The organism is Enterococcus sp. AZ088 (assembly GCF_051714845.1).
Classification (GTDB): Bacteria; Bacillota; Bacilli; order Lactobacillales; family Enterococcaceae; genus Enterococcus; species Enterococcus faecalis.
Genome location: NZ_JBIOSQ010000001.1, coordinates 1,529,244 through 1,555,349, shown reverse-complemented (window position 1 = coordinate 1,555,349; position 26,106 = coordinate 1,529,244). Strand labels below are relative to the sequence as shown.

At 36.8% G+C, this 26,106-nt stretch carries 26 protein-coding genes; 23 read left to right on the top strand and 3 right to left on the bottom strand.

The features are described 5' to 3' along the window. Positions 1–285: 285 nt before the first annotated feature. A complete protein-coding gene (locus IGL17_RS07665; protein ID WP_010707508.1) occupies positions 286–1,002 on the bottom strand; it encodes an AAA family ATPase in 717 nt (238 codons plus the stop codon). Between the two features lie 271 nt (positions 1,003–1,273). On the opposite strand from IGL17_RS07665, the gene IGL17_RS07660 reads away from it, so the two are divergent. The 16 genes from IGL17_RS07660 (at position 1,274) to IGL17_RS07585 (ending at position 17,405) form a co-directional block, all read left to right on the top strand. Next, positions 1,274–2,590: a DEAD/DEAH box helicase gene (locus tag IGL17_RS07660; protein ID WP_016616882.1), complete on the top strand. Its 1,317-nt coding sequence runs from the start codon at positions 1,274–1,276 to the stop codon at positions 2,588–2,590. Further along, positions 2,580–3,266 (top strand): ComF family protein, encoded by a 687-nt coding sequence (locus IGL17_RS07655; protein WP_016618332.1) that lies wholly within the window; start codon positions 2,580–2,582, stop codon positions 3,264–3,266. The genes IGL17_RS07660 and IGL17_RS07655 overlap by 11 nt, the downstream gene beginning before the upstream one ends. A 138-nt stretch (positions 3,267–3,404) precedes the next feature. After that, on the top strand, positions 3,405–3,956 hold the full coding sequence (gene hpf / locus IGL17_RS07650; protein WP_002357293.1) for a ribosome hibernation-promoting factor, HPF/YfiA family: 552 nt from the start codon (positions 3,405–3,407) through the stop codon (positions 3,954–3,956). A 255-nt stretch (positions 3,957–4,211) separates the two neighbouring features. Beyond that, positions 4,212–6,749 carry a preprotein translocase subunit SecA gene (gene secA, locus IGL17_RS07645; protein ID WP_002381826.1) on the top strand — a complete coding sequence of 846 codons (2,538 nt, stop codon included), beginning with the start codon at positions 4,212–4,214 and terminating at the stop codon, positions 6,747–6,749. Between the two features lie 76 nt (positions 6,750–6,825). Beyond that, a protein-coding gene (gene prfB / locus IGL17_RS07640) for a peptide chain release factor 2 (RefSeq protein ID WP_438760111.1) occupies positions 6,826–7,927 on the top strand; the annotation gives its coding sequence in 2 pieces (ribosomal slippage) (positions 6,826–6,897 and positions 6,899–7,927; 1,101 coding nt in all). A 105-nt stretch (positions 7,928–8,032) separates the two neighbouring features. Beyond that, a complete protein-coding gene (gene ftsE / locus IGL17_RS07635; RefSeq protein WP_002361935.1) occupies positions 8,033–8,719 on the top strand; it encodes a cell division ATP-binding protein FtsE in 687 nt (228 codons plus the stop codon). Then, on the top strand, positions 8,712–9,596 hold the full coding sequence (gene ftsX / locus IGL17_RS07630; protein WP_002360154.1) for a permease-like cell division protein FtsX: 885 nt from the start codon (positions 8,712–8,714) through the stop codon (positions 9,594–9,596). The genes ftsE and ftsX overlap by 8 nt, the downstream gene beginning before the upstream one ends. Before the next feature lie 175 nt (positions 9,597–9,771). Then, on the top strand, positions 9,772–10,626 hold the full coding sequence (locus IGL17_RS07625) for a phosphate ABC transporter substrate-binding protein PstS (protein WP_438760109.1): 855 nt from the start codon (positions 9,772–9,774) through the stop codon (positions 10,624–10,626). Between the two features lie 122 nt (positions 10,627–10,748). Beyond that, the gene (gene pstC / locus IGL17_RS07620; protein WP_002357299.1) at positions 10,749–11,669 is read left to right on the top strand and encodes a phosphate ABC transporter permease subunit PstC; all 921 of its coding nucleotides are present in this window, start codon (positions 10,749–10,751) and stop codon (positions 11,667–11,669) included. Continuing rightward, positions 11,669–12,553 carry a phosphate ABC transporter permease PstA gene (gene pstA / locus IGL17_RS07615; RefSeq protein WP_002357300.1) on the top strand — a complete coding sequence of 295 codons (885 nt, stop codon included), beginning with the start codon at positions 11,669–11,671 and terminating at the stop codon, positions 12,551–12,553. The genes pstC and pstA overlap by 1 nt, the downstream gene beginning before the upstream one ends. 16 nt (positions 12,554–12,569) lie before the next feature. Further along, positions 12,570–13,379 (top strand): phosphate ABC transporter ATP-binding protein PstB, encoded by an 810-nt coding sequence (pstB, locus tag IGL17_RS07610; RefSeq protein ID WP_002357302.1) that lies wholly within the window; start codon positions 12,570–12,572, stop codon positions 13,377–13,379. 10 nt (positions 13,380–13,389) lie between these two features. Beyond that, on the top strand, positions 13,390–14,148 hold the full coding sequence (gene pstB, locus IGL17_RS07605) for a phosphate ABC transporter ATP-binding protein PstB (protein WP_002357303.1): 759 nt from the start codon (positions 13,390–13,392) through the stop codon (positions 14,146–14,148). Positions 14,149–14,162: 14 nt separating this feature from the next. After that, positions 14,163–14,840 carry a phosphate signaling complex protein PhoU gene (gene phoU / locus IGL17_RS07600; RefSeq protein WP_002357304.1) on the top strand — a complete coding sequence of 226 codons (678 nt, stop codon included), beginning with the start codon at positions 14,163–14,165 and terminating at the stop codon, positions 14,838–14,840. 209 nt (positions 14,841–15,049) lie between these two features. Continuing rightward, positions 15,050–16,651: a daptomycin-sensing surface protein LiaX gene (gene liaX / locus IGL17_RS07595; protein ID WP_002360155.1), complete on the top strand. Its 1,602-nt coding sequence runs from the start codon at positions 15,050–15,052 to the stop codon at positions 16,649–16,651. A gap of 74 nt (positions 16,652–16,725) precedes the next feature. Further along, entirely contained in the window at positions 16,726–17,049 is a 324-nt protein-coding gene (locus IGL17_RS07590) for a PspC domain-containing protein (protein ID WP_002357306.1), read from the top strand. Beyond that, positions 17,049–17,405 carry a phage holin family protein gene (locus tag IGL17_RS07585; protein WP_002357307.1) on the top strand — a complete coding sequence of 119 codons (357 nt, stop codon included), beginning with the start codon at positions 17,049–17,051 and terminating at the stop codon, positions 17,403–17,405. Before IGL17_RS07590 ends, IGL17_RS07585 begins: the two co-directional genes overlap by 1 nt. Positions 17,406–17,439: 34 nt before the next feature. Here the strand turns inward: IGL17_RS07585 and IGL17_RS07580 are convergent, their stop codons facing one another. Continuing rightward, a complete protein-coding gene (locus IGL17_RS07580) occupies positions 17,440–18,402 on the bottom strand; it encodes a GIY-YIG nuclease family protein (RefSeq protein WP_002365747.1) in 963 nt (320 codons plus the stop codon). 209 nt (positions 18,403–18,611) lie between these two features. Here IGL17_RS07580 and hprK point away from each other — a divergent pair, with 209 nt between their 5' ends. The 6 genes from hprK to IGL17_RS07550 all read left to right on the top strand — a co-directional run bounded on the left by hprK (position 18,612) and on the right by IGL17_RS07550 (position 23,609). Then, positions 18,612–19,547 carry an HPr(Ser) kinase/phosphatase gene (hprK, locus tag IGL17_RS07575; protein ID WP_002357309.1) on the top strand — a complete coding sequence of 312 codons (936 nt, stop codon included), beginning with the start codon at positions 18,612–18,614 and terminating at the stop codon, positions 19,545–19,547. Between the two features lie 17 nt (positions 19,548–19,564). Beyond that, complete coding sequence (gene lgt / locus IGL17_RS07570) at positions 19,565–20,398, top strand: prolipoprotein diacylglyceryl transferase (protein ID WP_016618333.1); 834 nt, start codon at positions 19,565–19,567, stop codon at positions 20,396–20,398. Positions 20,399–20,466: 68 nt separating this feature from the next. Further along, entirely contained in the window at positions 20,467–21,489 is a 1,023-nt protein-coding gene (locus IGL17_RS07565; protein WP_016618334.1) for an NAD(P)H-dependent glycerol-3-phosphate dehydrogenase, read from the top strand. An 11-nt stretch (positions 21,490–21,500) separates the two neighbouring features. Beyond that, the gene (galU, locus tag IGL17_RS07560) at positions 21,501–22,397 is read left to right on the top strand and encodes a UTP--glucose-1-phosphate uridylyltransferase GalU (protein ID WP_002357314.1); all 897 of its coding nucleotides are present in this window, start codon (positions 21,501–21,503) and stop codon (positions 22,395–22,397) included. Between the two features lie 177 nt (positions 22,398–22,574). Beyond that, a complete protein-coding gene (locus tag IGL17_RS07555) occupies positions 22,575–23,006 on the top strand; it encodes a DUF948 domain-containing protein (RefSeq protein WP_002357316.1) in 432 nt (143 codons plus the stop codon). A 15-nt stretch (positions 23,007–23,021) separates the two neighbouring features. Further along, positions 23,022–23,609: a YtxH domain-containing protein gene (locus IGL17_RS07550; RefSeq protein ID WP_002381831.1), complete on the top strand. Its 588-nt coding sequence runs from the start codon at positions 23,022–23,024 to the stop codon at positions 23,607–23,609. A gap of 120 nt (positions 23,610–23,729) precedes the next feature. Here IGL17_RS07550 and IGL17_RS07545 read toward each other — a convergent pair whose 3' ends face one another. Further along, positions 23,730–24,833 (bottom strand): aminopeptidase P family protein, encoded by a 1,104-nt coding sequence (locus tag IGL17_RS07545; RefSeq protein WP_016618335.1) that lies wholly within the window; start codon positions 24,831–24,833, stop codon positions 23,730–23,732. A gap of 214 nt (positions 24,834–25,047) precedes the next feature. Here IGL17_RS07545 and ccpA point away from each other — a divergent pair, with 214 nt between their 5' ends. Beyond that, positions 25,048–26,049 carry a catabolite control protein A gene (gene ccpA / locus IGL17_RS07540; protein ID WP_002357319.1) on the top strand — a complete coding sequence of 334 codons (1,002 nt, stop codon included), beginning with the start codon at positions 25,048–25,050 and terminating at the stop codon, positions 26,047–26,049. Positions 26,050–26,106: the final 57 nt, after the last annotated feature.

Genomic DNA, 26,106 nt, shown 5'->3' with positions numbered 1-26,106 from the left:
TGTCTTTTTTTATGACTTTAGTTAATTGGAATTGAGCTGAAACAGTCATTCTGGTTTATCAGTTCCATAAATTATAGAGCCGAAATTAGTCCTGTGAGCTAGAGAAAGACAACTGTCTTTAATTTTTTACTTTAATCTAGATACTAAAAAAACATACTTAACAATCTATTTTCTGAATAATGAACGCCTTTTTCCGTAGTCTGAAAGTAGTAATTCAAAGAATGATTAACAATATTATTATATACGAGTCATTATAGTATGGCATAAGCATTTCGAATAACAGACTTATTCAGCAAATAAATGAGAGAGAATTCTGTTTTTGTTGTTTAAAAATAATGAGGTTATTTCATAAGGCATACTTTCTTCATACGTGATTTCTAAAGGACTATCTTTATCAAAAGAAATAATTTGTGAGTCAGGCATTGCAAGTAATATAGGTGAATGAGAGACAATAATAAACTGAGACCCCTCATCAATTAGTTTTTTTATAGATATCATTAAGGCTAGTTGGCGTTGAGGTGAGAGAGCCGCTTCAGGTTCATCTAACAGGTACAGACCATTTCCTCTAAACCGATGGTTCACCAGATTCAAAAAACTTTCGCCGTGTGATTGATGATGTAGGGATTTATCGCCATATTCAGAAAAATCTAAGTCTATATTTTCTGCATATGTAGCAACATTGTAGAAACTTTCAGCTCTTAAAAAGAAGCCATCCGTAGCACGCTTTACACTTTTTGCAACAGTTAAATAATTATGTAAATCCAAGTGAGTATCGTTTGTAGAGAAATTAAAATTAATACTACCGCCTTCAGGATTAAATCCCCAATTGACTGCGATTGCTTCTAATAAAGTGGATTTTCCAGTTCCATTTTCACCTGAAAAAAAAGTAATAGGTTTTTTAAAATTTAGTGAATTAAATTTATTCAGCCCTTCAATTTTTGAAAAAACAGAATCTTCTTCAAAAGCTTTGAATTCTAGTCTTTTTAAAAAAATATTTTCCATGATAAAGCTTGCTCCTGTCTAGTCTTTTCAAATTAAAGCTTGGATTACTAGATATACTTTAACATTAATTTTTCTTTAAAGGTAGATAAATTTGTTATAAAAAATCTGCATATAGGTAAGTCGAAAGTGGAAGATTCGTGTAAACAATAAAGCGTATCAAGAGTTTGTTTAGTAGGTAACGACTAGATAAGAATAGAAAGATAACGGTGGGAGATTTCCTTTTTCGTAAAAAAGCTAGAGAAATGCGTATTTTATAATTGAGGTGGTTAACATGGAAGATTTGCATGGACGTAAAATAATTATTGAAGAAACAGAACCTTCAATACAGACAAAACTGGTTTATTTACCAACAATGTTAGAGCGTTCCCCCCTAACAATTCAATGTCAGCGGTGCGGGGAAGTCGTATCCAAAAAAGAAAACAGACTGGCGACAAATGTATACTACTGTCATGCGTGCATTCAATTAGGCCGTGTGACTTCTTGTCAAAAATTTTGTCATTTACCAGAAAGGCCCAATAGCCCAAGAACTGTCTTTTTTGAGTGGTCTGGACAATTAACAAAGGGACAGCAAGCGATCTCGGTTGAACTTTGTGAGACAGCAAAAGCAAGAGAGAATCGCTTAGTGTGGGCAGTTACAGGTGCAGGCAAAACAGAAATGTTATTTGCTGTTTTACACCAAACCTTACAAGAAGGGGGGCGGATTGCGCTGGCTTCGCCGCGTGTCGATGTTTGCTTAGAACTGTTTCCCAGAATCCAAGCGGTTTTTCCTCATGAAGCAATTGCTTTACTTCATGGAAACAGTCAAGAACCATATCGCTACACGAAACTAGTGATTTGCACCACGCATCAATTATTGAAATTCCATCAAGCGTTTGATTTACTTATCGTTGATGAAGTCGACTCTTTTCCTTTTGTTAATAACGAACATCTTTATTATGGAGTGCGTAACGCACGAAAAAAAAGAAGTAGTTTGGTGTACTTAACAGCAACGCCTACGAAAGAATTGCGGAAGCTTTTACAGCAAAAAAAGTTAGCAGCCAGTATTTTGCCAGCAAGATATCACCGTAGGCCATTACCTGTGCCACGCCGATTTTGGGTTCAGTCGTGGCAACGTCTTTCTAGCAAAAATATTAAAATCATTGCACATCATTTGAAACGTTTATTGGTGCGTAATTCAGTTTTACTATTTTGCCCAAGCATTTCATTAATTCACCAATTGCATGCATTAATAGCTGAGCGATTTTCCGACAAAGAAGTTGTCGCCGTTTATGGTAGTGATGAGCTTCGCCTAGAAAAAGTTCAAGCAATGCGTCAGCAGAAAACGGATATTTTGATCACTACAACCATTTTAGAACGTGGTGTGACTTTTGATGCAGTCTCAGTTATTGTTTATGGTGCTAATCATCGAGTCTTCACTTCTTCAACACTTGTCCAAATTGCGGGCCGAGTCGATCGAAGACAAGAATTCAATTACGGCGAAGTTTTATTTTTACATGATGGGGAAACAAGAGATATGAAAGAGGCGATTCGGCAAATAAAGCAAATGAATCGCTTGGCTAGCAAACGAGGGATGTTAGATGGATTGTAAAAATTGCGCAGAGCCCATTCGTTTGGAGATAACATTAAAAATGCTCTTACGTTTTAAAAAATGGGCGAGGCCTTCACTTTGCCAGCACTGCCAAGCAAAGTTCCAGAAACTGCCAATGATAGGCACTTGTTTTGGCTGTAGTCGAGTCAGCCAAGAACGCTATTGTTTTGATTGTCGAAGGTGGCAGCTGCTTTATCCAGAGTATTCTTTTCATAATGCAGCGTTGTTTCATTATGATGAAGGAATGCAAGAGTGGATGGAACGCTATAAATTTCAAGGAGACTATCGCTTAAGAATGTGTTTTAACGAGGAAATCAACTTTTACTTTCAGCAACAATCTGCGGACTATATTATTCCGGTGCCCTTATCCGAAAAGCGAATGCAAGAACGAGGCTTCAACCAAGTAATTGGCTTACTAGAAGCGGCTGATGTTCCGTACAGCCCTTTTTTAATTAGAAAAGAGGAAAATGTTCCGCAATCTAAGAAAACTAGAAAGGAAAGGATGCAGTTGCAACAACCATTTGCCATCCAAAAAGAAAACCAAAAAAAATTAAAAAATTGTTCTATTATTTTGGTGGATGACATCTATACCACTGGACGAACTCTTTTCCACGCAGCTGCTGTTATCAATAACTGTTATCCTAAAAGTTTGAATACGTTTACTCTCGCGCGGTAAAAAGAAAAGAATTCATAAATTTGATGACTATTTTGTTGGCAAAACCCAGATTATTCGATATAATGAAATTAAGAAGAAGGGAATTAAAGAGTGGTCCTTTAATCTTTTCTTTACTGGTAGATGAAAGGGGTAATTGTTATGTTTAGATATAATGTACGTGGAGAAAATATCGAGGTAACCGAAGCGATTCGAGACTATGTTGAGAAAAAAGTCGGTAAATTAGAAAGATATTTCAGCGATTCACCTGAAGCAACGGTTCACGTGAATTTGAAAGTGTACACTGAAAAAACAGCCAAAGTCGAGGTTACTATTCCTCTTCCTTATCTAGTTTTACGAGCTGAAGAAACGTCACCTGATTTATACGCAAGTATTGATTTGGTTGTCGATAAATTAGAACGACAAATTCGTAAATTTAAAACAAAAATCAACAGAAAATCTCGTGAAACAGGACGTAACAATACAAAAGCCGCTGTCTTCTTAGTTGGTGAAGAAACAGAAGAAACACCTTCAGAATTAGACATCGTTCGTACAAAACGTCTATCATTAAAACCGATGGACAGTGAAGAAGCTGTTTTACAAATGAACATGTTAGGACATAACTTCTTTATTTTTGAAGATGCTGAAACAAATGGAACAAGCATTGTTTACCGTCGTAAAGATGGCAAATATGGCTTGATTGAAACAGACTAAAGCTTAAAATAAGAGCTGAAATGCTTTCGTGCATTTCAGCTCTTTAAACATCTTTAAAGCACGGAGTAAAGAAAAAATAAAGAAATACATAAAATAACTTTAAAAGTTCCTCTTTTAAAGGAAAATGTCTGCAAAATAGAGAGAAATGGTTTTCTTTCTCGTCAAGTAATGATAAAATAAAACGGATAGATTGTGCTTCTTGTACAAAAAGGATACAAAAATAAAAAGAGGTAATTGAAAGGAACACAGATACCAATGGCAAATTTTTTGAAAAAAATGATCGAAAACGATAAAAAAGAATTAAGACGATTAGAAAAAATCGCCGATAAAATTGATGCACATGCAAGTGCAATGGAACAACTAAGCGATGAACAATTACGTGAAAAAACAGATGAATTTAAAGCCCGTTATCAAAAAGGGGAAACCTTAGACGAACTATTACCAGAAGCGTTTGCGGTTGTCCGTGAAGCTGCTAAACGAGTACTAGGTTTATTCCCATACCGTGTCCAATTAATGGGTGGGATTGTGCTTCATGACGGGAACATTCCTGAAATGAGAACAGGTGAAGGGAAAACCTTGACTGCCACAATGCCTGTATACTTGAATGCACTATCTGGCGAAGGAGTACACGTTGTTACAGTTAATGAATACTTAGCAACCCGTGACTCTAACGAAATGGGAGAATTATATAATTTCTTAGGCTTAAGCGTTGGCTTAAACATTAACTCTAAATCTTCTGATGAAAAACGTGAAGCATATAACTGTGATATCACTTATAGTACAAATAACGAATTAGGATTTGACTATTTGCGTGATAACATGGTTGTTTATCGCAGCCAAATGGTTCAACGTCCATTAAACTATGCAATTGTCGATGAAGTGGATTCAATCTTAATTGATGAAGCAAGAACCCCATTAATTATTTCTGGACAAGCTGAAAAATCGACAGCACTCTATACACGTGCCGATAATTTTGTCAAACGCTTAAAAGAAGACGAAGATTACAAAATTGATATTCAGTCTAAAACAATTGGTTTAACAGAAGCAGGTATTGAAAAAGCTGAACAAACTTTTGGATTGGATAACCTTTACGATATTGAAAATACAGCATTAACGCACCATTTAGATCAAGCGTTACGGGCAAACTATATCATGTTATTAGACATTGATTACGTGGTTCAAGACAATAAAGTCTTAATTGTTGACCAATTTACTGGTCGTATCATGGATGGTCGTCGTTATTCTGATGGCTTACATCAAGCGATTGAAGCAAAAGAAGGCGTCGAAATTGAAGATGAAACAAAAACAATGGCGACGATTACGTTCCAAAACTACTTCCGGATGTACAAAAAACTAGCCGGGATGACTGGTACTGCTAAAACAGAAGAAGAAGAATTCCGTGAAATTTACAATATTCAAGTCATTCAAATTCCAACCAATCGTCCAATTATCCGTGACGATCGTCCAGATTTACTTTATCCAACCTTAGAAAGTAAATTTAATGCAGTGGTGGAAGATATTAAAGAACGTTACCACAAAGGACAACCAGTGTTGGTGGGGACTGTTGCGGTAGAAACGTCAGAATTACTTTCGGATAAATTAAACGCAGCTAAAATTCCTCATGAAGTATTAAATGCGAAAAATCACTTTAAAGAAGCCGAAATCATTATGAATGCCGGTCAAAAAGGCGCAGTTACAATTGCAACAAATATGGCTGGTCGTGGAACGGATATTAAACTTGGTTTAGGTGTACTTGAACTAGGTGGTCTAGCGGTTATCGGGACAGAACGTCATGAGTCACGTCGTATTGATAATCAGTTGCGTGGACGTGCAGGACGTCAAGGGGATCCAGGGGTTTCACAATTTTATTTATCTTTAGAAGATGACTTAATGAAACGCTTTGGTTCAGAACGAATTAAAACATTCTTAGAACGAATGAATGTGCAAGAAGAAGATGCAGTTATTCAAAGTAAAATGTTTACTCGCCAAGTAGAGTCTGCTCAAAAACGTGTGGAAGGAAATAACTATGACACACGTAAAAATGTCTTACAATACGATGACGTGATGCGCGAGCAACGTGAAGTTATTTATGCGCAACGACAAGAAGTAATTATGGAAGAAAATGACTTGTCTGATGTATTGATGGGCATGGTAAAACGGACGATTGGCCGAGTGGTGGATAGCCATACACAATTAGAAAAAGAAGAATGGAATTTAGATGGGATTGTCGATTTTGCAGCCTCAACACTTGTCCATGAAGATACGATTTCTAAAAAAGATTTAGAAAATAAATCAGCTGAAGAAATCAAAGACTACTTAGTGGCACGTGCGCAAGAAGTATTTGAAGAAAAATCTCAACAATTGAATGGCCAAGAACAATTGCTAGAATTTGAAAAAGTAGTCATCTTGCGTGTTGTCGATACTAAATGGACAGATCACATTGATGCAATGGATCAATTACGCCAATCTGTCGGCTTACGTGCGTACGGTCAAAACAACCCATTAGTAGAATATCAAACAGAAGGTTATTCTATGTATAACAATATGGTGGGTTCAATCGAATATGAAGTAACACGTTTATTCATGAAATCGGAAATTCGCCAAAATGTCCAACGTGAGCAAGTAGCTCAAGGACAAGCGGAACATCCAGAAACAGAACAAGATGCAGCTGCACAAAGCAACACAAGTGCGAAGCGTCAACCTGTGCGTGTAGATAAAAAAGTGGGCCGTAATGATTTATGCCCATGCGGAAGTGGCAAAAAATTCAAAAATTGTCATGGAAGAAACGCTTAATTAAAGAAAAAACGCAGGGTGGGGCAATTTGTCCCGCCTTTGCTCTTTTTACCATAAAGAGAAAGAAGGAATCATTTTGGAAAACCCAGAAATTCGTACATTATTAGACGAAATGACACAAAAAATTACTAGCTTCAGGAGGTCTCTTTGACTTAGACCAGTTAGAAGAAGACATTGCCGAGGCGGAAAATCGGATGGGAGAACCTGGTTTTTGGGACAACACAGAAACGGCTCAAAAGCTAATTAACGAAACCAATAGTTTGAAAGAAAAATATCAACAATTTCATCAGCTCTCTGAGGAACTGGACGAATTAACGGTGATGTTTGAATTACAACAAGAAGAATATGATGCAGAGATTCAAGAAGAATTGGAAGAAAGAATTCATCTCTTGCAAGAACGTTTAACAACGTATGAGCTATCCTTACTACTAAATGAGCCATATGATCATAATAACGCCCTAATTGAATTACACCCTGGTGCCGGTGGTACTGAATCACAAGATTGGGGAAGTATGCTTTTACGAATGTATACACGTTGGGCAGAAAGTCACGGTTTCCAAGTTGAAACGTTGGATTACCAAGCTGGAGATGAAGCAGGGATTAAAAGTGTCACCTTATTAATCAAAGGTTACAATGCTTATGGTTACCTAAAATCTGAAAAAGGTGTCCATCGTCTTGTGCGGATTTCGCCCTTTGATTCCGCTAAACGCCGTCATACTTCGTTTTGTTCAGTTGATGTAATGCCTGAATTAGACGATACAATAGAGATTGCAATCAATCCAGATGACTTAAAAATTGATACCTATCGAGCAAGTGGTGCCGGTGGTCAGCATATTAATAAAACAGAATCGGCTGTTCGAATCACACATATTCCAACAGGTACCGTTGTCGCAAGCCAAGCACAACGTTCTCAATTAAAAAACCGTGAGCAAGCAATGAGTATGTTAAAAGCCAAATTATATCAATTGGAAATGGAAAAGAAAGCCCAAGAAGCAGCAAGTTTACGTGGTGAACAAATGGAAATTGGCTGGGGCTCACAAATCCGTTCTTACGTGTTCCATCCGTATTCAATGGTCAAAGACCATCGGACAAATTACGAAACCGGCAATGTACAAGCTGTGATGGATGGGGACCTTGATGATTTCATTGATGCCTACTTAAAACAGCGCTTAAGTTAAGCTCTTCATTAAATTGAAATAAAAATGTAACTTAATGCAAGAAGTTTGCAATATTGACATGTTATAATGAGTAGGATTGAAGAAAAAAGAGATGGAGAGAACGCCATGATTGAAATGAAAGATGTAATGAAGAAATATTCGAATGGTACAACAGCGATTCGAAATATTTCAGTAGAGATTGACCAAGGCGAGTTCGTCTATGTGGTTGGTCCCTCAGGTGCAGGGAAATCAACCTTTATTAGATTAATGTATCGTGAAGAAAAAGCAACAAAAGGTAATTTGACAGTTGCAGGTCATGATTTAATGAAAATAAAAAATAAAGAAGTTCCTTATTTACGTCGTGAAATCGGCATCGTTTTCCAAGACTATAAACTATTACCAAAGAAAACTGTGTATGAGAATGTGGCCTATGCGATGCAAGTTATCGGACGACGTCCTCGCGAAATCAAAAAACGCGTGATGGAAGTTTTAGATTTAGTCGGTCTAAAACATAAGGTACGTGTTTTTCCAAGCGAACTTTCTGGTGGGGAACAGCAACGGGTATCCATTGCACGAGCAATCGTAAATACACCGAAAGTTTTAATTGCCGATGAACCAACTGGAAACTTAGATCCAGAGAATTCATGGGAAATCATGAAATTGTTGGACCGGATTAACGCACAAGGAACAACAGTCGTGATGGCAACGCATAATAGTACAATTGTAAATACGATTCGTCACCGTGTTATTGCCATTGAAAATGGTCGCATTATCCGTGACCAAGTGGAAGGAGAATACGGCTACGATGATTAGAACATTCTTTTCTCATTTATTTGAAAGTATCAAAAGTTTAAAACGGAACGGTTGGATGACTGTTGCCTCAGCAAGTGCGGTTACAATTACATTAGTTTTAGTTGGTATTTTTATGGGCGTTATTTTTAATGCAACGAAACTTGCTGATGATGTCGAAAAAAACGTGACAGTGTCAGTTTTTGTCGATATTGGTACAAAACAAAATGAAATGAAAACATTAGAAAAACAACTTAAAGGATTAGACAATGTTGAAGATATTTCTTATTCAAACAAAGATCAACAATTGAAAAAAATCCAAGAACAAATGGGGGATGCCTGGAATCTTTTCGAAGGCGATAGTAACCCATTATACGATGTGTATTATGTCCGTGCGAAAACACCAGAAGACACGAAAGATATTGCGAAACAAGCAGCTAAATTCCCAAGTGTTTTTAAAGCCGATTACGGTGGTGTAAACTCAGACAAAATCTTTAAAATCGCTCAAACCGTTCGAACTTGGGGCTTAGCAGCTGCTGCATTACTTTTATTCGTTGCAGTGTTCTTAATTTCCAACACCATTCGGATTACGATTTTATCTCGTCAAAAAGAAATCCAAATTATGCGTCTTGTAGGAGCGAAAAACAGTTTCATTCGTTGGCCGTTCTTCTTAGAAGGTGCTTGGATTGGGTTGATTGGCGCAATCGTGCCAGTCATCATTATGACGTTAGGCTACCATCAAGTTTATAACATGTTTAACCCGCAGTTATTGCGTTCGAATTATTCATTAATTCGTCCAGAAGATTTTATCTGGAAAGTTAATCTATTAATGATTGCAACAGGAATGATTATTGGATCACTAGGTTCAGTTATTTCAATGCGTCGTTTCTTGAAAATTTAAACGAAAAAAAGCTCTCCATTTTGGAGAGTTTTTTTTGTTTTAGTTTTAAAATACTTGTTATTTAATTTAAGAGTTTTCTCAGTTGTACCAACAAATTGATAACTTATAATTTTCAAGTCCTACATATAATGGTAAAATAGAATAGATTGAAATTAATTGGAGGAATAATGAATCGATGAAAAAAAGATTGCTATTATTTATTGGTTTGGCAAGTATACTTACTTTAACAGGATGTGCAAAATGGATTGATCGTGGTGAATCCATCACAGCGGTAGGCTCATCAGCTTTACAACCATTAGTAGAGACAGCGAGTGAGGAATATCAAAGCCAAAATCCGGGAAGATTTATTAATGTCCAAGGTGGCGGAAGCGGAACAGGTCTGAGTCAAGTCCAATCTGGCGCGGTAGACATTGGTAATTCTGATTTATTTGCAGAAGAGAAAAAGGGCATCAAAGCGGAAGACTTAATTGATCATAAAGTTGCTGTCGTTGGGATTACACCAATCGTTAACAAAAATGTCGGTGTCAAAGATATCTCAATGGAAAATTTAAAGAAAATCTTTTTAGGTGAAGTAACAAACTGGAAAGAACTTGGCGGGAAAGACCAAAAAATTGTTATTTTGAACAGAGCGGCCGGTAGTGGTACGCGCGCTACTTATGAAAAGTGGGTCTTGGGAGATAAAACAGCCATTCGTGCGCAAGAACAAGATTCCAGCGGCATGGTTCGTTCCATTGTTTCTGATACACCAGGAGCGATTAGTTATACCGCATTTTCATATGTTACTGATGAAGTAGCTACGTTAAGTATTGATGGTGTTCAGCCAACAGATGAAAATGTAATGAACAATAAATGGATTATTTGGTCTTATGAACACATGTACACTCGTAAAAATCCAAGTGATTTAACCAAAGAGTTTTTAGACTTTATGTTGTCAGATGATATCCAAGAACGTGTGATTGGTCAATTAGGGTATATTCCTGTTTCGAAAATGGAAATTGAACGGGATTGGCAAGGAAATGTCATTAAATAATTCTCTTAACACAAAATTTACAAACTTAACATAAAATTTACATGTTATTAAAAACAAATTGATGTAAAAAAGGTACACTATTTTTATCTGTAAAAGTTGGATTGTTTGAGGAGGAAATATTCTTGGAAGATGTACAGAAAAAATTATTAACAAAATCGAAAAGAGCCAAGATGGAGCAACGAGGGAAATTTATTAGTTTCCTATGTATTGCCTTAATTGTAGCAGTGGTTGTTTCAATTTTCTATTTTGTTGCAAGTAAAGGACTTGCTACATTCTTTAAAGATAAGATTAACGTGTTTGATTTCTTATTTGGAACAAACTGGAACCCAAGTGATATCGGCGCAGACGGTAAACCCATGGTTGGGGCTTTACCGATGATTGCGGGTTCCTTTATTGTAACGTTTTTGTCAGCGATTGTTGCGACGCCATTTGCGATTGGAGCGGCTGTTTTTATGACAGAAATTTCACCAAAAAAAGGAGCGAAATTTTTACAACCAGTTATTGAATTACTTGTAGGGATTCCCTCTGTTGTTTATGGATTTATTGGTTTATCTGTCATTGTTCCTTTTGTCCGTTCAATCTTTGGCGGAACTGGCTTCGGTATTTTAGCTGGTACGTTTGTGCTATTTGTCATGATTTTACCAACGGTTACTACGATGACCGTAGATGCATTAAAAGCTGTACCTCGACATTATCGTGAAGCGTCGTTGGCGCTTGGTGCTACGCGTTGGCAAACGATTTATAAAGTTGTCTTGCGGGCAGCTGTGCCTGGTATTTTAACTGCGGTTGTCTTTGGTATGGCTCGTGCGTTTGGTGAAGCCTTAGCAATCCAAATGGTAATCGGAAATGCAGCTGTGATGCCAACTAGTTTGACAACACCAGCTTCGACACTAACAAGTATTTTGACAATGGGGATTGGGAATACGATTATGGGAACAGTTGAAAACAACGTTCTTTGGTCTTTAGCCTTGATTCTATTGTTGATGTCTTTACTATTCAACATTGTTATCCGAATTATCGGTAAGAGAGGAGCCTTAAAATAATGAATGCAAAAAAAGCAGATAAAATCGCAACAGGTATCTTATATGCCGTATCTGGCGTCATTGTTTTAATTTTGGCGGCCTTACTGATTTACATTTTAGCTAGAGGAATTCCACATATTTCGTGGGAATTTTTAACACAACCATCCAGAGCCTATCAAGTTGGTGGTGGGATTGGTATTCAGCTTTTTAACTCACTATATTTACTATTGATTACAATGATTATTAGTATTCCAATTTCATTGGGTGCTGGAATTTACTTATCGGAATATGCGAAAAAGAATTGGTTAACTGATTTAATTCGTACCTCGATTGAAATTTTAAGTTCATTGCCTTCCGTTGTTGTGGGGCTGTTCGGCTTCTTGATTTTCGTTGTACAAATCGGATATGGATTTTCAATCTTATCAGGTGCGTTAGCATTAACATTTTTTAACTTACCATTATTGACTAGAAATGTTGAGGAATCTTTGAAAGCCATTCATTATACACAGCGTGAAGCGGGGTTAGCCTTAGGTCTTTCACGTTGGGAAACAGTTAAAAAAGTTATTTTGCCAGAAGCGTTACCAGGAATTTTGACAGGTGTTATTTTGAGTTCTGGTCGGATTTTCGGTGAAGCCGCTGCGCTAATTTATACAGCAGGACAAAGCGCACCTGCCTTAGATTTCAGTAATTGGAATCCATTGAGCGTTTCAAGTCCAATTAGTATTTTCCGTCAAGCGGAAACGTTGGCTGTGCATATTTGGAAAATTAATACCGAAGGAACGATGCCAGATGGCGCTGCGGTCTCAGCAGGTGCCTCCGCTGTGTTAATTTTAGTAGTTTTACTTTTCAATTTCGGCGCTCGCTTTATCGGCAACCGTCTTTATAAGAGAATGACATCAGCTTAATGTTAGGGGAATTAGCATGAAAGAATACAATTTAAATGATACCCATTTACTTCAACTAGATAGCCAAAAAGACCCGATTGCGTTACACACGGAAGACTTACATGTCTTTTACGGGGACAATGAAGCTATCAAAGGTGTTGATTTACAATTTGAAAAGAACAAAATAACCGCCTTAATTGGACCTTCTGGTTGCGGTAAATCCACGTATTTACGTTCGCTAAATCGTATGAACGATGGCATTGCCAATTCACGTGTTACTGGAAAAATCATGTATAAAGATGTCGATGTCAATACGAAAGAAGTTGACGTCTACGAAATGAGAAAACGCATTGGCATGGTTTTTCAGCGGCCCAATCCATTTAGTAAATCTATCTATGAAAATATCACATTCGCATTGAAACAGCATGGTGAAAAGGATAAGAAAAAATTAGATGAAATCGTTGAAACAAGTTTGAAGCAAGCCGCACTTTGGGATCAAGTGAAAGATAACTTAAACAAAAGCGCCTTAGCTCTGTCTGGTGGGCAACAACAACGTTTGTGTATCGCTCGGGCAATTGCGATGAAACCAGATATTTTATTGTTAGATGAACCGGCAAGCGCGTTAGATCCGATTTCAACAGGAACGGTTGAAGAAACGTTAGTGAATTTAAAAGATGATTACACGATCATCATTGTGACACATAACATGCAACAAGCGGCGCGGATTAGTGACTATACAGCTTTCTTCTATATGGGCAAAGTCATTGAATACGACCATACAAGAAAAATCTTTACACGACCAAAAATTCAAGCAACGGAAGACTACGTTTCAGGACATTTTGGTTAGGAGGAGCAAGATGGGCAAAGAAATTATTTCATCAAAAGATTTACATTTATATTACGGGAAAAAAGAAGCATTGAAAGGCATTGATTTAACTTTTAATCAAGGAGAATTAACTGCCATGATTGGTCCTTCTGGTTGCGGGAAATCAACGTATTTACGTTGCTTGAATCGTATGAATGATTTAATTCCAGATGTAACTATTACTGGAAGTGTTGTCTATAAAGGAAAAGATATTTATGGACCGAAAACAGATAACGTTGAATTACGTAAAGAAATTGGGATGGTTTTCCAACAACCTAATCCATTTCCATTTTCGGTTTATGAAAATGTGATTTATGGCTTGCGCCTAAAAGGAGTCAAAGACAAGCAAGTCTTAGATGAAGCAGTTGAAACCAGTTTGAAAGCAGCTGCCGTTTGGGAGGATGTCAAAGATAAACTTCACAAAAGTGCACTTTCACTTTCTGGTGGACAACAACAGCGGGTTTGTATCGCTCGTGTTTTAGCTGTGGAACCAGATATTATTTTATTAGATGAACCAACTAGCGCCTTGGACCCAGTTTCTAGTGGTAAAATTGAAAACATGCTGTTAACATTAAAAGAGAAATATACCATGATTATGGTGACACATAATATGTCACAAGCATCACGGATCTCTGATAAAACGGCCTTCTTTTTACAAGGTGATTTAATTGAATTTAATGACACGAAAAAAGTATTTTTAAATCCAAAAGAAAAACAAACAGAAGATTACATTTCTGGTAAATTTGGTTAAAAGGGGGAAAAAGAATGTTACGGACACAATTTGAAGAAGAACTATTAAATCTGCACAATCAATTTTATGAAATGGGTATGATGGTTAGTAGTGCCGTCCATAAATCCGTGAAGGCATATATTAATCATGATAAAAAATTGGCTCAAGAAGTGATTGATCGCGATATTGAAATTAATGATATGGAAGTCAAACTTGAGAAAAAGAGTTTTGAAATGATTGCGTTACAACAACCAGTTACAACAGACTTACGTATGATTATCACTGTTATGAAAGCTAGTTCGGATTTAGAAAGAATGGCGGACCATGCCGTTTCAATTGCTAAATCAACGATTCGCTTAAAAGGAGAAACACGTATTCCTGAAATCGAAAAAGAAATTTCAGATATGTCTGATTATGTGAAAAAAATGGTGGATAATGTTTTAATCGCCTATGTTAAAACGGATCAAAAAGATGCACGAATGATTGCACAAATGGATGATCGTACTAATGAATATTTCGATAGTATTTACAAACATGCCGTAGAAGCAATGAAAGCTAATCCAGAAACGGTCATTAGCGGAACTGATTATCTACATGTGGCACAATACTTGGAAAGAATTGGCGACTATGTCACAAATATTTGTGAGTGGATTGTTTACTTGGCAACTGGTAAAATTACCGAATTGAATAGTAATCGTGACGAACAATTTTAAGATAAACAAATAAAAAAAACTAGGAGACGGCCTTTTTTAGACCAATTCCTAGTTTTTTTAACGTAAAATGAACTGATTTTATAAAACTAGTCCTTACTAATGAGAAGAAATCGTTCTTAAGTCCTATGACAAATGATCAAAAACAAGGCATAATAATGCATGTAAGGAAAACACTATTGAGTGAAAAATTTGCTAAGGAGGCAATATCCATGAAAGAAAGAGAACGCGTATTAGAATTAGTGAAAAAAGGTATTCTAACGTCAGAAGAAGCGTTAATTTTATTAGAAAATATGGCAACTGAAAAAGATGAAAAACAAATCGAAAAAGCTGCTGAAAAAGTTGATACACAAAATATTGGAACAACAAATAAAGAAGATCAAGTCGCAGATTTAATGGATGCATTAGAAAAAGGCGAATCAGAAGGACCTACTGTTGATTCGTTTGAAGAAAATACACAGGACAGTGCAGAAAAAGATCGTGAAAACTTAGAAAGAATTCTTGATGAGTTAGCAACAAAAGCCAATCGTGCTTCGGCTGAATTGGACGAAGTCAACGCAGAAATTGCCGGCATCAAAGAAGAAATTAAAGAAGTCGCAGAAGAAATTGGAACATTAGATACAAAAGAAGAATTAGATGCATTAACAGAAGATGAACAAGTTCAACGAAAAGACTTGCACGTTTTACTTGCACAATTAGAAGAAAAATTAGCGACTCAAAGTACTGAAAAAACAGCACTGGAAGAAGAACTAAAAAACATTCGTAAAGAACAATGGAAAGGTCAATGGAATGATACAAAAGAAAAAGTTTCTTCTCAATTCTCTGAAGAGTGGAAAGATCAAGCCACAGACACCTTTAACCAAGTCGGCGGCAAAGTTGCCGAAGTTGGCGGCCAAGTGGGAGAATTCTTGAAAAAAACATTTAATTCTTTCAGTGATACCATGAATGATAATGTGGAATGGAAAGACATTAAAATGAAAGTTCCTGGTGTGGCAACAACTAAGTTTGAACATGAGTTTAACTATCCAAATCCACAAGCAAGTTTAATTGATGTCAAGGTAGCAAATGGTACCGTAGTTTTCAAAACTTGGGATCAAGAAGATGTGAAAGTCGAAGCAAAAATCAAATTATATGGTAAAATGGCAGGAGATTCACCAATGGAAGCTTTCTTAGAACGAAGTGACATTGATGTGGATGATGAAACAATTTCTTTCCAAGTGCCAAACAAACGGGTGAAAGCAGATTTAACGTTCTATTTACCAAAACGCACTTACGATCATGTATCTGTTAAATTATTAAACGGAAATGTCTTAGTAGAAGAGTTAACAGCGAAAGATGTTTACACAAAATCAACGAATGGGACGATTACGTTTAAAAAAATTGATGCAACTATGTTAGAAATTGAAGGCGTGAATGGTGAAATTAAAGTCCTAGAAGGAACGATTTTAGATAACATTATTGAAACAGTCAATGGTGATGTGTCTATTTCCGCGGCACCAGAAAGTCTAAGTGTTTCTCTGATTAATGGAGATATCCGCATTACAGCTAAAGAAAAAACGCTTCGCCGTGTTGAAGCAAGCTCTGCAAATGGGAATATCAAGTTGGCCTTGCCAAATGACTTAGGCGTTGAAGGGCAAGTGAAAACGAATTTAGGTAGTATTAACAGCCGTTTAACAGATATTGAAGTTGTTCGTGAAAAGAAAGATCGCGGCAATCAACAATTACATTTTAGACGTGTACTGGAAGAATCAATGGCTCAAATTAATGCTTCTACAACAACGGGAAGTATTTTCCTAAAAGATACGGATAAATAATTAATAATTTTAAGCTAGATGGGCTGACGAATCAGCCTTTCTAGTGTAAAATTTAGTAGACGAGGTGAAAACATATGAAAAGAAAACTAACAAAATCTCCGAATAACGTGGTTTTAACAGGAAGCTTAGCTGGGATTGCTGATTGGCTAGGAATTGACCCAACAATTATTCGTGTCGTTTATGTCTTGCTCAGCTTTTTCTCAGCAGGATTTCCAGGCATTCTCTTATACATTGCCTTAGCAGTCTTGATCCCTTCTGGAAGAACAGGAAGCGATCGCGGCTACGGCCATCAAAATCCTTATAATAGAAATGTTCGCAATGAAAATCCTTATGCTGCCAATAAAAAGCAACGTAAAGAAGCGGAAAAAATTGATGATGACGAATGGAGTGACTTTTAATGACATATTTTCAGCGATTGGTTGTTAATACACTGACATTCATTTCTTTATCAGTTGTTTTTCCTGGCATGATTCATGTGAGAGGCATAATGCCTGCAATTATTGCCGCCTTTGTTCTCTCAATCCTAAATATGTTGGTGAAACCAGTCTTAACAATCTTGTCGCTCCCATTTACTTTATTAACGTTTGGTCTATTTAGCTTTGTCGTCAATGCAGCGATTTTACAAATGACCTCGTTTTTTGTGGGGGAAATGAACTTTGGCTTCTCAAGTTTTTGGGCAGCGGTGCTAATGGCTGTAATTATGTCAATTGTCAATACGATCGTTACGGATCACAATTTATCTAAATATGAATAAAAAAGCCTGAAGAACGTAGCATAAAATGCGTTCTTCAGGCTTTTTCGATGGTTAAATTTTCTAGGTGACATTCTGGATGGCGGCTGATATAGCCATATAAAATGTTTAAAAAATCAACTTGTTGCTTCGAATAATGTTCGATTGTTTTCGGTGGTTTTTTGGGCATGATTTTTTTTGCTAGTTCAAGCGGTGAATATTTTTGAAACGTTTGTTTAGTTACAACACGTGTTGCTACCACCAAGCCTTGGTAAATTAAATAGTATTTGATTTTTTTCTGACAAGGTAACCACATCAGTTGCCAATCTCGTTGGTTAGCTTGACTAATTCGTTGATTTTGGTTTGCAAAGCGCGTCAGAAAGAGCCAATCTTCTTTGAGTTTTGCCGCTTTTTCGAAGGCTTGTTTTTCAGCAGCTTCTTGCATTTGTTGAGCAATTCGTTTGATTGGTTCTCGTCCTTGATTATGGAAAAAGTCGAACAATTCTTGTTGAAATAGTTCGGTCGGAATGGCACTCTCTTTTTGAAAGGTTTGATGCCAATAGTTGGTTGGGACGAGATCGTAGATACTATCCAAAATTATTTTTAAACGGTTTAATTTTCGGCGAATCGAATAAGGACCAAAACAGTTCTCTTTAGTGGGAATATTTAAGAGTTTAATCTCTAATTGCCGCTCATTAACGGCTACCGATACATAAGAATATTGTTCATAAGCATTCATTTGGCGATTGTAGCGCGGCCGATACTGTTGAATCAGTTGACATTCTAGGAGGAGTGCATCCAATTCTGTGTCAGTATGGAGAACATCGAAGTCTATAATTTGTTTGACTAAACGCATCGTCTTTCGAGAATGTTGATTACTATTAATAAAATAGCTCGACACGCGATTTTTTAATTTTTTGGCTTTACCCACATAAATAATTGTGTCGGTTGCGTCTTTCATTAAATAAACACCCGGTGTTAACGGTAATTGATGGGCTTTTTCCTTTAAATATTCTTTCATAAGTTTCCTCTTTTCTTAAAAGGATCGGCTTCAAGTATACAAAGTTTTCTGAAATAGTCAAGTAACAGAAATAGCATAGGTAATTTCACTGAAAAATAGTTTCATTTTTTTGAAATATGATAATTCTAGGAATTATCTAGTGAATAGCTAGAAACTTGTATTTTTAAATGATAAAATATAACAAGTAGCAGAAAGGACTGACATTCGATATGACAGAAGTGGTAAAGATTTATCAACTGGTAGAAAATCTTTCTTTAGAAGTAGTATACGGAGATGAAGAAAGCTTAAATAGAACAATTAAAACTGGTGAAATTTCCCGGCCAGGTTTAGAATTAACTGGGTATTTTAATTATTATTCCCATGACCGTTTACAATTATTTGGGAGCAAAGAAATTACCTTTGCGGAACGAATGATGCCTGAAGAGCGTTTATTAGTGATGCGCCGTTTATGTGCGAAAGATACTCCAGCCTTTATAGTATCCAGAGGACTAGAAATCCCCGAAGAATTAATTACAGCAGCAAAAGAAAATGGGGTTTCTGTATTACGTTCACCGATTTCAACTTCCCGTTTACTAGGGGAACTATCCAGTTATTTAGATGGCCGTTTAGCTGTTCGGACAAGTGTCCATGGGGTTTTAGTTGATGTTTATGGACTTGGTGTTTTGATCCAAGGAGATAGCGGTATTGGTAAAAGTGAAACAGCTTTAGAGCTTATTAAACGTGGACATCGGCTAATCGCAGACGATCGTGTCGATGTTTATCAGCAAGATGAATTAACCGTGGTTGGAGAGCCACCAAAAATTTTGCAGCATTTAATTGAAATTCGTGGTATCGGAATTATTGACGTCATGAACCTGTTTGGAGCTAGTGCGGTCCGCGGCTTTATGCAAGTTCAATTGGTCGTTTATTTAGAGGCATGGGAAAAAGACAAGAAATATGATCGTCTTGGTAGTGATGATGCAATGGTTGAAATAGCTAACGTTGATGTCCCTCAGATTCGTATTCCTGTTAAGACCGGCCGAAATGTGGCCATTATCATTGAAGTAGCAGCAATGAACTTCCGCGCGAAAACAATGGGCTATGATGCAACAAAAACGTTCGAAGAGCGCTTAACCCGTTTGATTGAAGAAAATTCAGGAGAATAGAAGGAGAAGATGTGATGATGTTAGCTCAAGTAAATTCAATTGCATTTCGCCTTTTCGGTATTCCCGTCTATTGGTATGCAATTATTATTGTTTCAGGGATTGCTTTAGCTGTTTGGCTAAGTAGTCGTGAAGCCGTTCGTGTTGGTTTAAAAGAAGATGATGTCTTTGACTTTATGCTCTGGGGATTACCTGCAGCAATTGTTGGCGCGCGCTTGTATTACGTCGCTTTTCAATGGCAAGATTATGTAGACAATCCGATTGAAATTTTCTTTACTCGAAATGGTGGCTTAGCGATTTATGGTGGTCTTATTGGTGGGGGACTGGCGCTGTTTTTCTTTACGCGTCATCGTTTCATTTCTACATGGACTTTTTTAGATATTGCCGCACCAAGTGTGATTTTAGCGCAAGCAATTGGTCGCTGGGGCAACTTTATGAATCATGAAGCCTATGGGCCAGCGACCACCAGACAATTTTTAGAAAATCTTCATTTACCATCGTTTATCATTGATAACATGAATATCAACGGAACGTATCATCAACCAACATTTTTATATGAATCTGTCTGGAATGTTTTAGGCTTTATCGTTTTAGTGTTATTACGCAAAAAGCCACACTTTTTAAAAGAAGGCGAAGTCTTTTTAGGTTATATAATATGGTATTCTTTCGGCCGCTTCTTCATCGAAGGGTTACGGATGGACAGTTTGTATGCGTTTAGTAATATTCGTGTCTCACAATTGTTGTCTTTAGTGATGTTCGTGGCAGCAATTGTTATTGTGATCGTTCGTAGAAGAAATCCCAATTTGAAATTTTACAATCGGGAGAAACAAAAGAAAAAAATAACAACTTCTTAATCCAACTTGATCGAAGAATATGGTAAACTAGAGAAGCAACGTTGTTTAGCGAAAGGAGAGTTTCACCGATGAAACAAAAAGTCGCTGTTTTAGGACCAGGTTCCTGGGGGACAGCTTTAGCTCAAGTATTAGCCGAAAATGGACACGAGGTCTGTATTTGGGGAAATAAACCAGAGCAAATCGATGAAATAAATACAAAACATACCAACAAACATTATTTACCAGAATTAATCTTACCTACTTCAATTCAGGCAACCACTGATTTAGCCACTGCTTTAGTAGATGTGGATGCGGTACTGTTTGTGGTACCAACTAAAGCCATTCGTTCAGTAGCACAAGAAGTGGCCCAATATTTAAAAACAAAACCAATTATTATTCATGCAAGTAAAGGGCTCGAACAAGGTACACATAAGCGGATTTCAGAAGTGATAGCGGAAGAGATTCTAGCAGAAAAACGGCAAGGGATTGTGGTTTTATCTGGTCCAAGCCATGCAGAAGAAGTCGCTGTTCATGACATTACAACCATTACAGCAGCAAGCGAAAATTTAGCAGACGCTGTGTATGTGCAAGAGTTGTTTATGAATGATTACTTTAGAATTTATACGAATGATGATGTGATTGGTGTAGAAACAGGGGCGGCCTTAAAAAATATTATTGCTTTGGGCGCCGGAGCGATTCATGGCTTAGGCTTTGGTGATAATGCCAAAGCGGCAATTATGACTCGTGGTTTAGCAGAAATTAGTCGTTTAGGGGTTGCGATGGGAGCAAACCCATTAACATTTATTGGTTTAAGTGGTGTTGGGGATTTAATTGTTACTTGTACAAGTGTCCATTCTCGAAATTGGCGTGCGGGTAATTTATTAGGAAAAGGCCATAAGTTAGATGAAGTCTTAGAAAACATGGGCATGATTGTGGAAGGTGTTTCAACAACTAAAGCAGCCTATGAATTGGCACAACAACTAGAAGTCGAAATGCCAATCACAGAAACAATCTACAATGTCTTGTACAATGACGAAGATGTACAACAAGCAGCAAAAGAAATCATGTTGCGCGATGGCAAAACCGAAAACGAATTTACACTTGATTTTTAGGAGGAAAAAAGATGAAAGTTAAAAAGGCAGTTATTCCAGCAGCTGGGTTAGGAACACGTTTCTTGCCGGCTACCAAAGCGATGGCAAAAGAAATGTTACCGATTGTTGATAAACCAACGATTCAATTTATCGTAGAAGAAGCACTAGCTTCAGGAATCGAAGATATTTTAATTGTGACAGGCAAAGCCAAACGTCCGATTGAAGATCATTTCGATTCAAATGTTGAACTAGAAAATAACTTAAAAGAAAAAAATAAAACCGATTTATTGAAATTAGTCGAAGAAACAACGGATGTTAATTTACATTTTATTCGTCAATCCCATCCGAAAGGCTTAGGACACGCTGTTTTACAAGCGAAAGCATTTGTTGGCAATGAACCTTTTGTCGTGATGTTAGGCGACGATTTAATGGAAGATAAAGTACCATTAACGAAACAATTAATGGATGATTACGAACAAACACATGCTTCGACAATTGCGGTAATGAAAGTACCCCATGAAGATACTTCAAAATATGGTATTATCAACCCAGAAAAAGAAATCGAAAAAGGACTATACAATGTCGAGAATTTTGTTGAAAAACCAAAACCCGAGGAAGCACCAAGTGATTTAGCGATTATCGGCCGTTATTTATTAACCCCTGAAATTTTTGATGTACTTGAAAATCAAAAACCAGGCGCTGGTAACGAAATTCAGTTAACAGATGCGATTGACACTTTAAATAAAACACAACGCGTTTTTGCTCGTGAGTTTAAAGGAGAACGTTACGACGTTGGCGATAAATTTGGGTTTATGAAAACAAGCATTGAATATGGTTTGACTCATCCAGAAGTAAAAGATAATTTACGAGAATACATTATTAATTTAGGTGCTCAATTAGCGAAAAAAGAGCAACCAAAAGAAAAATAAATAAAAATAAGCGTAAAATTTCAATTCGTTAGAAGGAAATTTTACGCTTTTTTTCTTAAAGAAAAGGGCATGAGAATTTTATAAAATAAATTGTCATTCTTAGCTTTATGAGTTGTGAAAAATATAAGTTGGTGTTATCCTAAGATTATAAATAAAATTTCAGAGGGGAGTAATGATATGTCAGGTGGGGAAATTGCTGCCTTAATTGCAGCGGTAGCATTTGTTGTTTTAGTCATCTTTTTAGTACTTGTGTTATATAAAGTTTCTCAAGTTGTTTCAAAAATTGAAGATACAATTGATGAAACAAATACAACAATCAAAGTCGTGACTAGCGATGTGAATGTATTGAGTCGCCAAGTGGAAGGCTTGCTTGTTAAAAGTAATGAACTATTAACAGATGTGAATCAAAAAGTGGCAACGATTGATCCGTTGTTTACGGCCGTTGCTGATTTAAGCGAAAGTGTCTCTGAATTGAACACCTCAAGTAAACATTTGATTACGAAGGTAGGAACCGTAGGGAAAGGCACAGCGAAAGCTGGTTTAGTGAGTAAAGTAGGCGGTTCTGCTTTTAGAGCAATGCGTTCAAAAAATAAAAAAACAAATAACTAATTGGAGGAGATTTTTATGGCTAAAAAAGGCGGATTTTTCTTAGGAGCAGTAATTGGTGGAACAGCAGCAGCCGTTGCCGCATTATTACTTGCACCAAAATCAGGTAAAGAATTACGTGATGATTTATCAAATCAAACAGATGATTTAAAAAACAAAGCGCAAGATTACACAGATTATGCTGTTCAAAAAGGAACAGAATTAACAGAAATCGCAAAACAAAAAGCCGGCGTTTTATCAGATCAAGCCTCTGATTTGGCAGGTTCTGTCAAAGAAAAAACAAAAGATTCATTGGATAAAGCACAAGGTGTTTCTGGCGACATGCTTGATAACTTTAAAAAACAAACAGGTGATTTATCTGATCAATTTAAAAAAGCAGCTGACGATGCTCAAGATCACGCAGAAGATTTAGGTGAAATTGCCGAAGATGCAGCAGAAGATATCTATATTGACGTTAAAGATTCTGCGGCAGCAGCCAAAGAAACTGTTTCTGCTGGTGTCGATGAAGCAAAAGAAACCACCAAAGATGTTCCTGAAAAAGCTGCAGAAGCAAAAGAAGATGTTAAAGATGCAGCGAAAGACGTAAAAAAAGAATTTAAAGGGTAACAAGCGTTTAGCTTATGAAAGTTAGCAACGGATCGTGTTGCTTTTGTTCAGCGGCTTACCTTAAAATTTAGAAATGAGGCCATCAGTCCGGTTGACTGATGGCCTCATTTTATTTTTATGCTATTGAATAATTTGCAATTCTTTGGTTGTCTTAGTGAATGGTTCGGAGCCTGTTTTCGTTACGTGTAAACAATCTTCAATACGAACGCCTACTTTTCCAGGAATGTAAATACCGGGCTCAATAGAGAAACACATACCTTCTTCAATGACTAAATCATTGCCATGAACCAGCGATGGGTATTCATGGACAGTGGTTCCAATGCCATGGCCTAAGCGATGGTTAAAATATTCACCATAACCAGCTTTTGTGATTACACCTCGAGCAATATCATCTAATTCGCCTGCTGTAACACCAGGTTTCACCGCTTCAGTTGCTGCTAATTGTGCTTCTAAAACAATTCCATAAATTTCTTTTTGGAAATCAGAAGGTTCCAAGTAGCTGACTGTTCGTGTGGCATCACTACAATAGCCATTATGAACGACACCTAAATCAAATAGCACTAAGTCATGGGGCTCAATTTTTGTTTCGCCAGGTACCCCGTGAGGACTAGCTCCGTTTTTTCCTGTTAAGACTAACGTATCAAAACTCATTGAGCGAATACCTTGACGTTTTAATTGATACTCGATTTCTGCAACAATTTCTTGTTCCGCAACGCCTGCTTGAATTGCTTTGAAGCCAATCTCAAAAGCGACATCCGCCCAACTACCAGCTTCTAGTAAACGTTGAATTTCAGGTTCTGTTTTAATTAATTGAAGTTTTTCAATTAAAGGCGTAACATCATGCGAAAAATCGCTAGCTGGGAAATAGGTTTTCAATTGATCGAAACGAGCTAAAGAAAGAGCTTGTTTTTCTAAAGCAAAGCGTGGTGTGCCTTGTGTCCGTTTATTTAATAAAGCCGCAATTTTTTCCCAAGGATTTTCGCTATCTAAATAACCATAAACGGGATAAGTCCAACTACTCTTTTCGGCATCTTTGACTTCTAATGCAGGTGTAAATAAAAATGATTGGTCGTCCGCAGCGATAAACAAAGCTAACACGCGCTCATGAGGTTCGCTTTCGTAACCGGAAAAGTAAGCGATATGACCAGGATCACTAATATAAGTGAAGTCAATCTTTTCTTGGTGCATCCAATTTTTTAAATCGGTAATTTTTTCTTGATTCATAAAACATCCTTCTTTCTTTTATTCTGAAGTGAATCACAGTACTATCATAACATGAAATGACAAAAAGTTCCTTTTGAAATGGAAAGTAAATTTTCATGAAAAAACGATAAAACGGTTGCAAAAATAGAAGAATTTTGATATTCTAGGCTAGGAAAGAAATGTAAACAGTGTTTTCAGAAAATGAGAACAAATTCATATTTATAGGAGAAGAAACATGGAAAAACAAACAATTACAATTTATGATGTTGCTAGAGAGGCAAATGTATCTATGGCTACTGTTTCTCGTGTTGTCAATGGTAATCCCAATGTAAAACCAGCAACGCGTAAAAAAGTCTTAGAAGTGATTGATCGCTTAGATTACCGTCCTAACGCAGTCGCACGTGGTTTAGCAAGCAAAAAAACGACAACAGTGGGTGTCATTATTCCAGATGTTAGTAATGCATTTTTTGCTTCATTAGCACGTGGCATTGACGACGTGGCTACAATGTATAAATACAATATCATTTTAGCTAATTCAGATGGAGACGATCAAAAAGAAGTTACTGTATTAAACAATTTACTTGCCAAGCAAGTAGATGGGATTATCTTTATGGGTCATCGCATTACAGATGATATTCGTGGTGAATTTTCACGTTCAAAAACACCTGTTGTCTTAGCAGGTTCAATTGATCCAGATGAACAAGTCGGTAGCGTTAATATTGATTACACAGAAGCAACGAAAGATGCAACAGCGACTTTAGCGAAAAATGGGAACAAAAAAATTGCTTTTGTTAGTGGTGCATTAATCGATCCAATTAATGGTCAAAACCGGATGAAAGGCTACAAAGAAGCTTTAGCGGAAAATGGCTTGTCTTATAATGAAGGCTTAGTTTTTGAATCTGAATATAAATTTAAAGCAGGCATTAATTTGGCTGAGCGTGTCCGTAATAGTGGGGCAACTGCTGCCTTTGTTACAGATGATGAGCTAGCGATTGGTTTATTAGATGGGATGCTAGATGCTGGTGTGAAAGTTCCAGAAGAATTTGAAATCATTACAAGCAATAACTCATTGCTTACAGAAGTCTCTCGTCCACGTCTATCAAGTATTACACAACCTTTATATGATATCGGTGCCGTGTCAATGCGCTTATTAACAAAACTAATGAACAAAGAAGAAATTGAAGAAAAAACAGTTGTTTTACCTTATGGAATTGATCAAAAAGGTTCAACAAAATAAATTGAATTAAACGGCTAAACAAAGAGCGGTAACTCTTAGTTTAGCCTTTTTTTGATA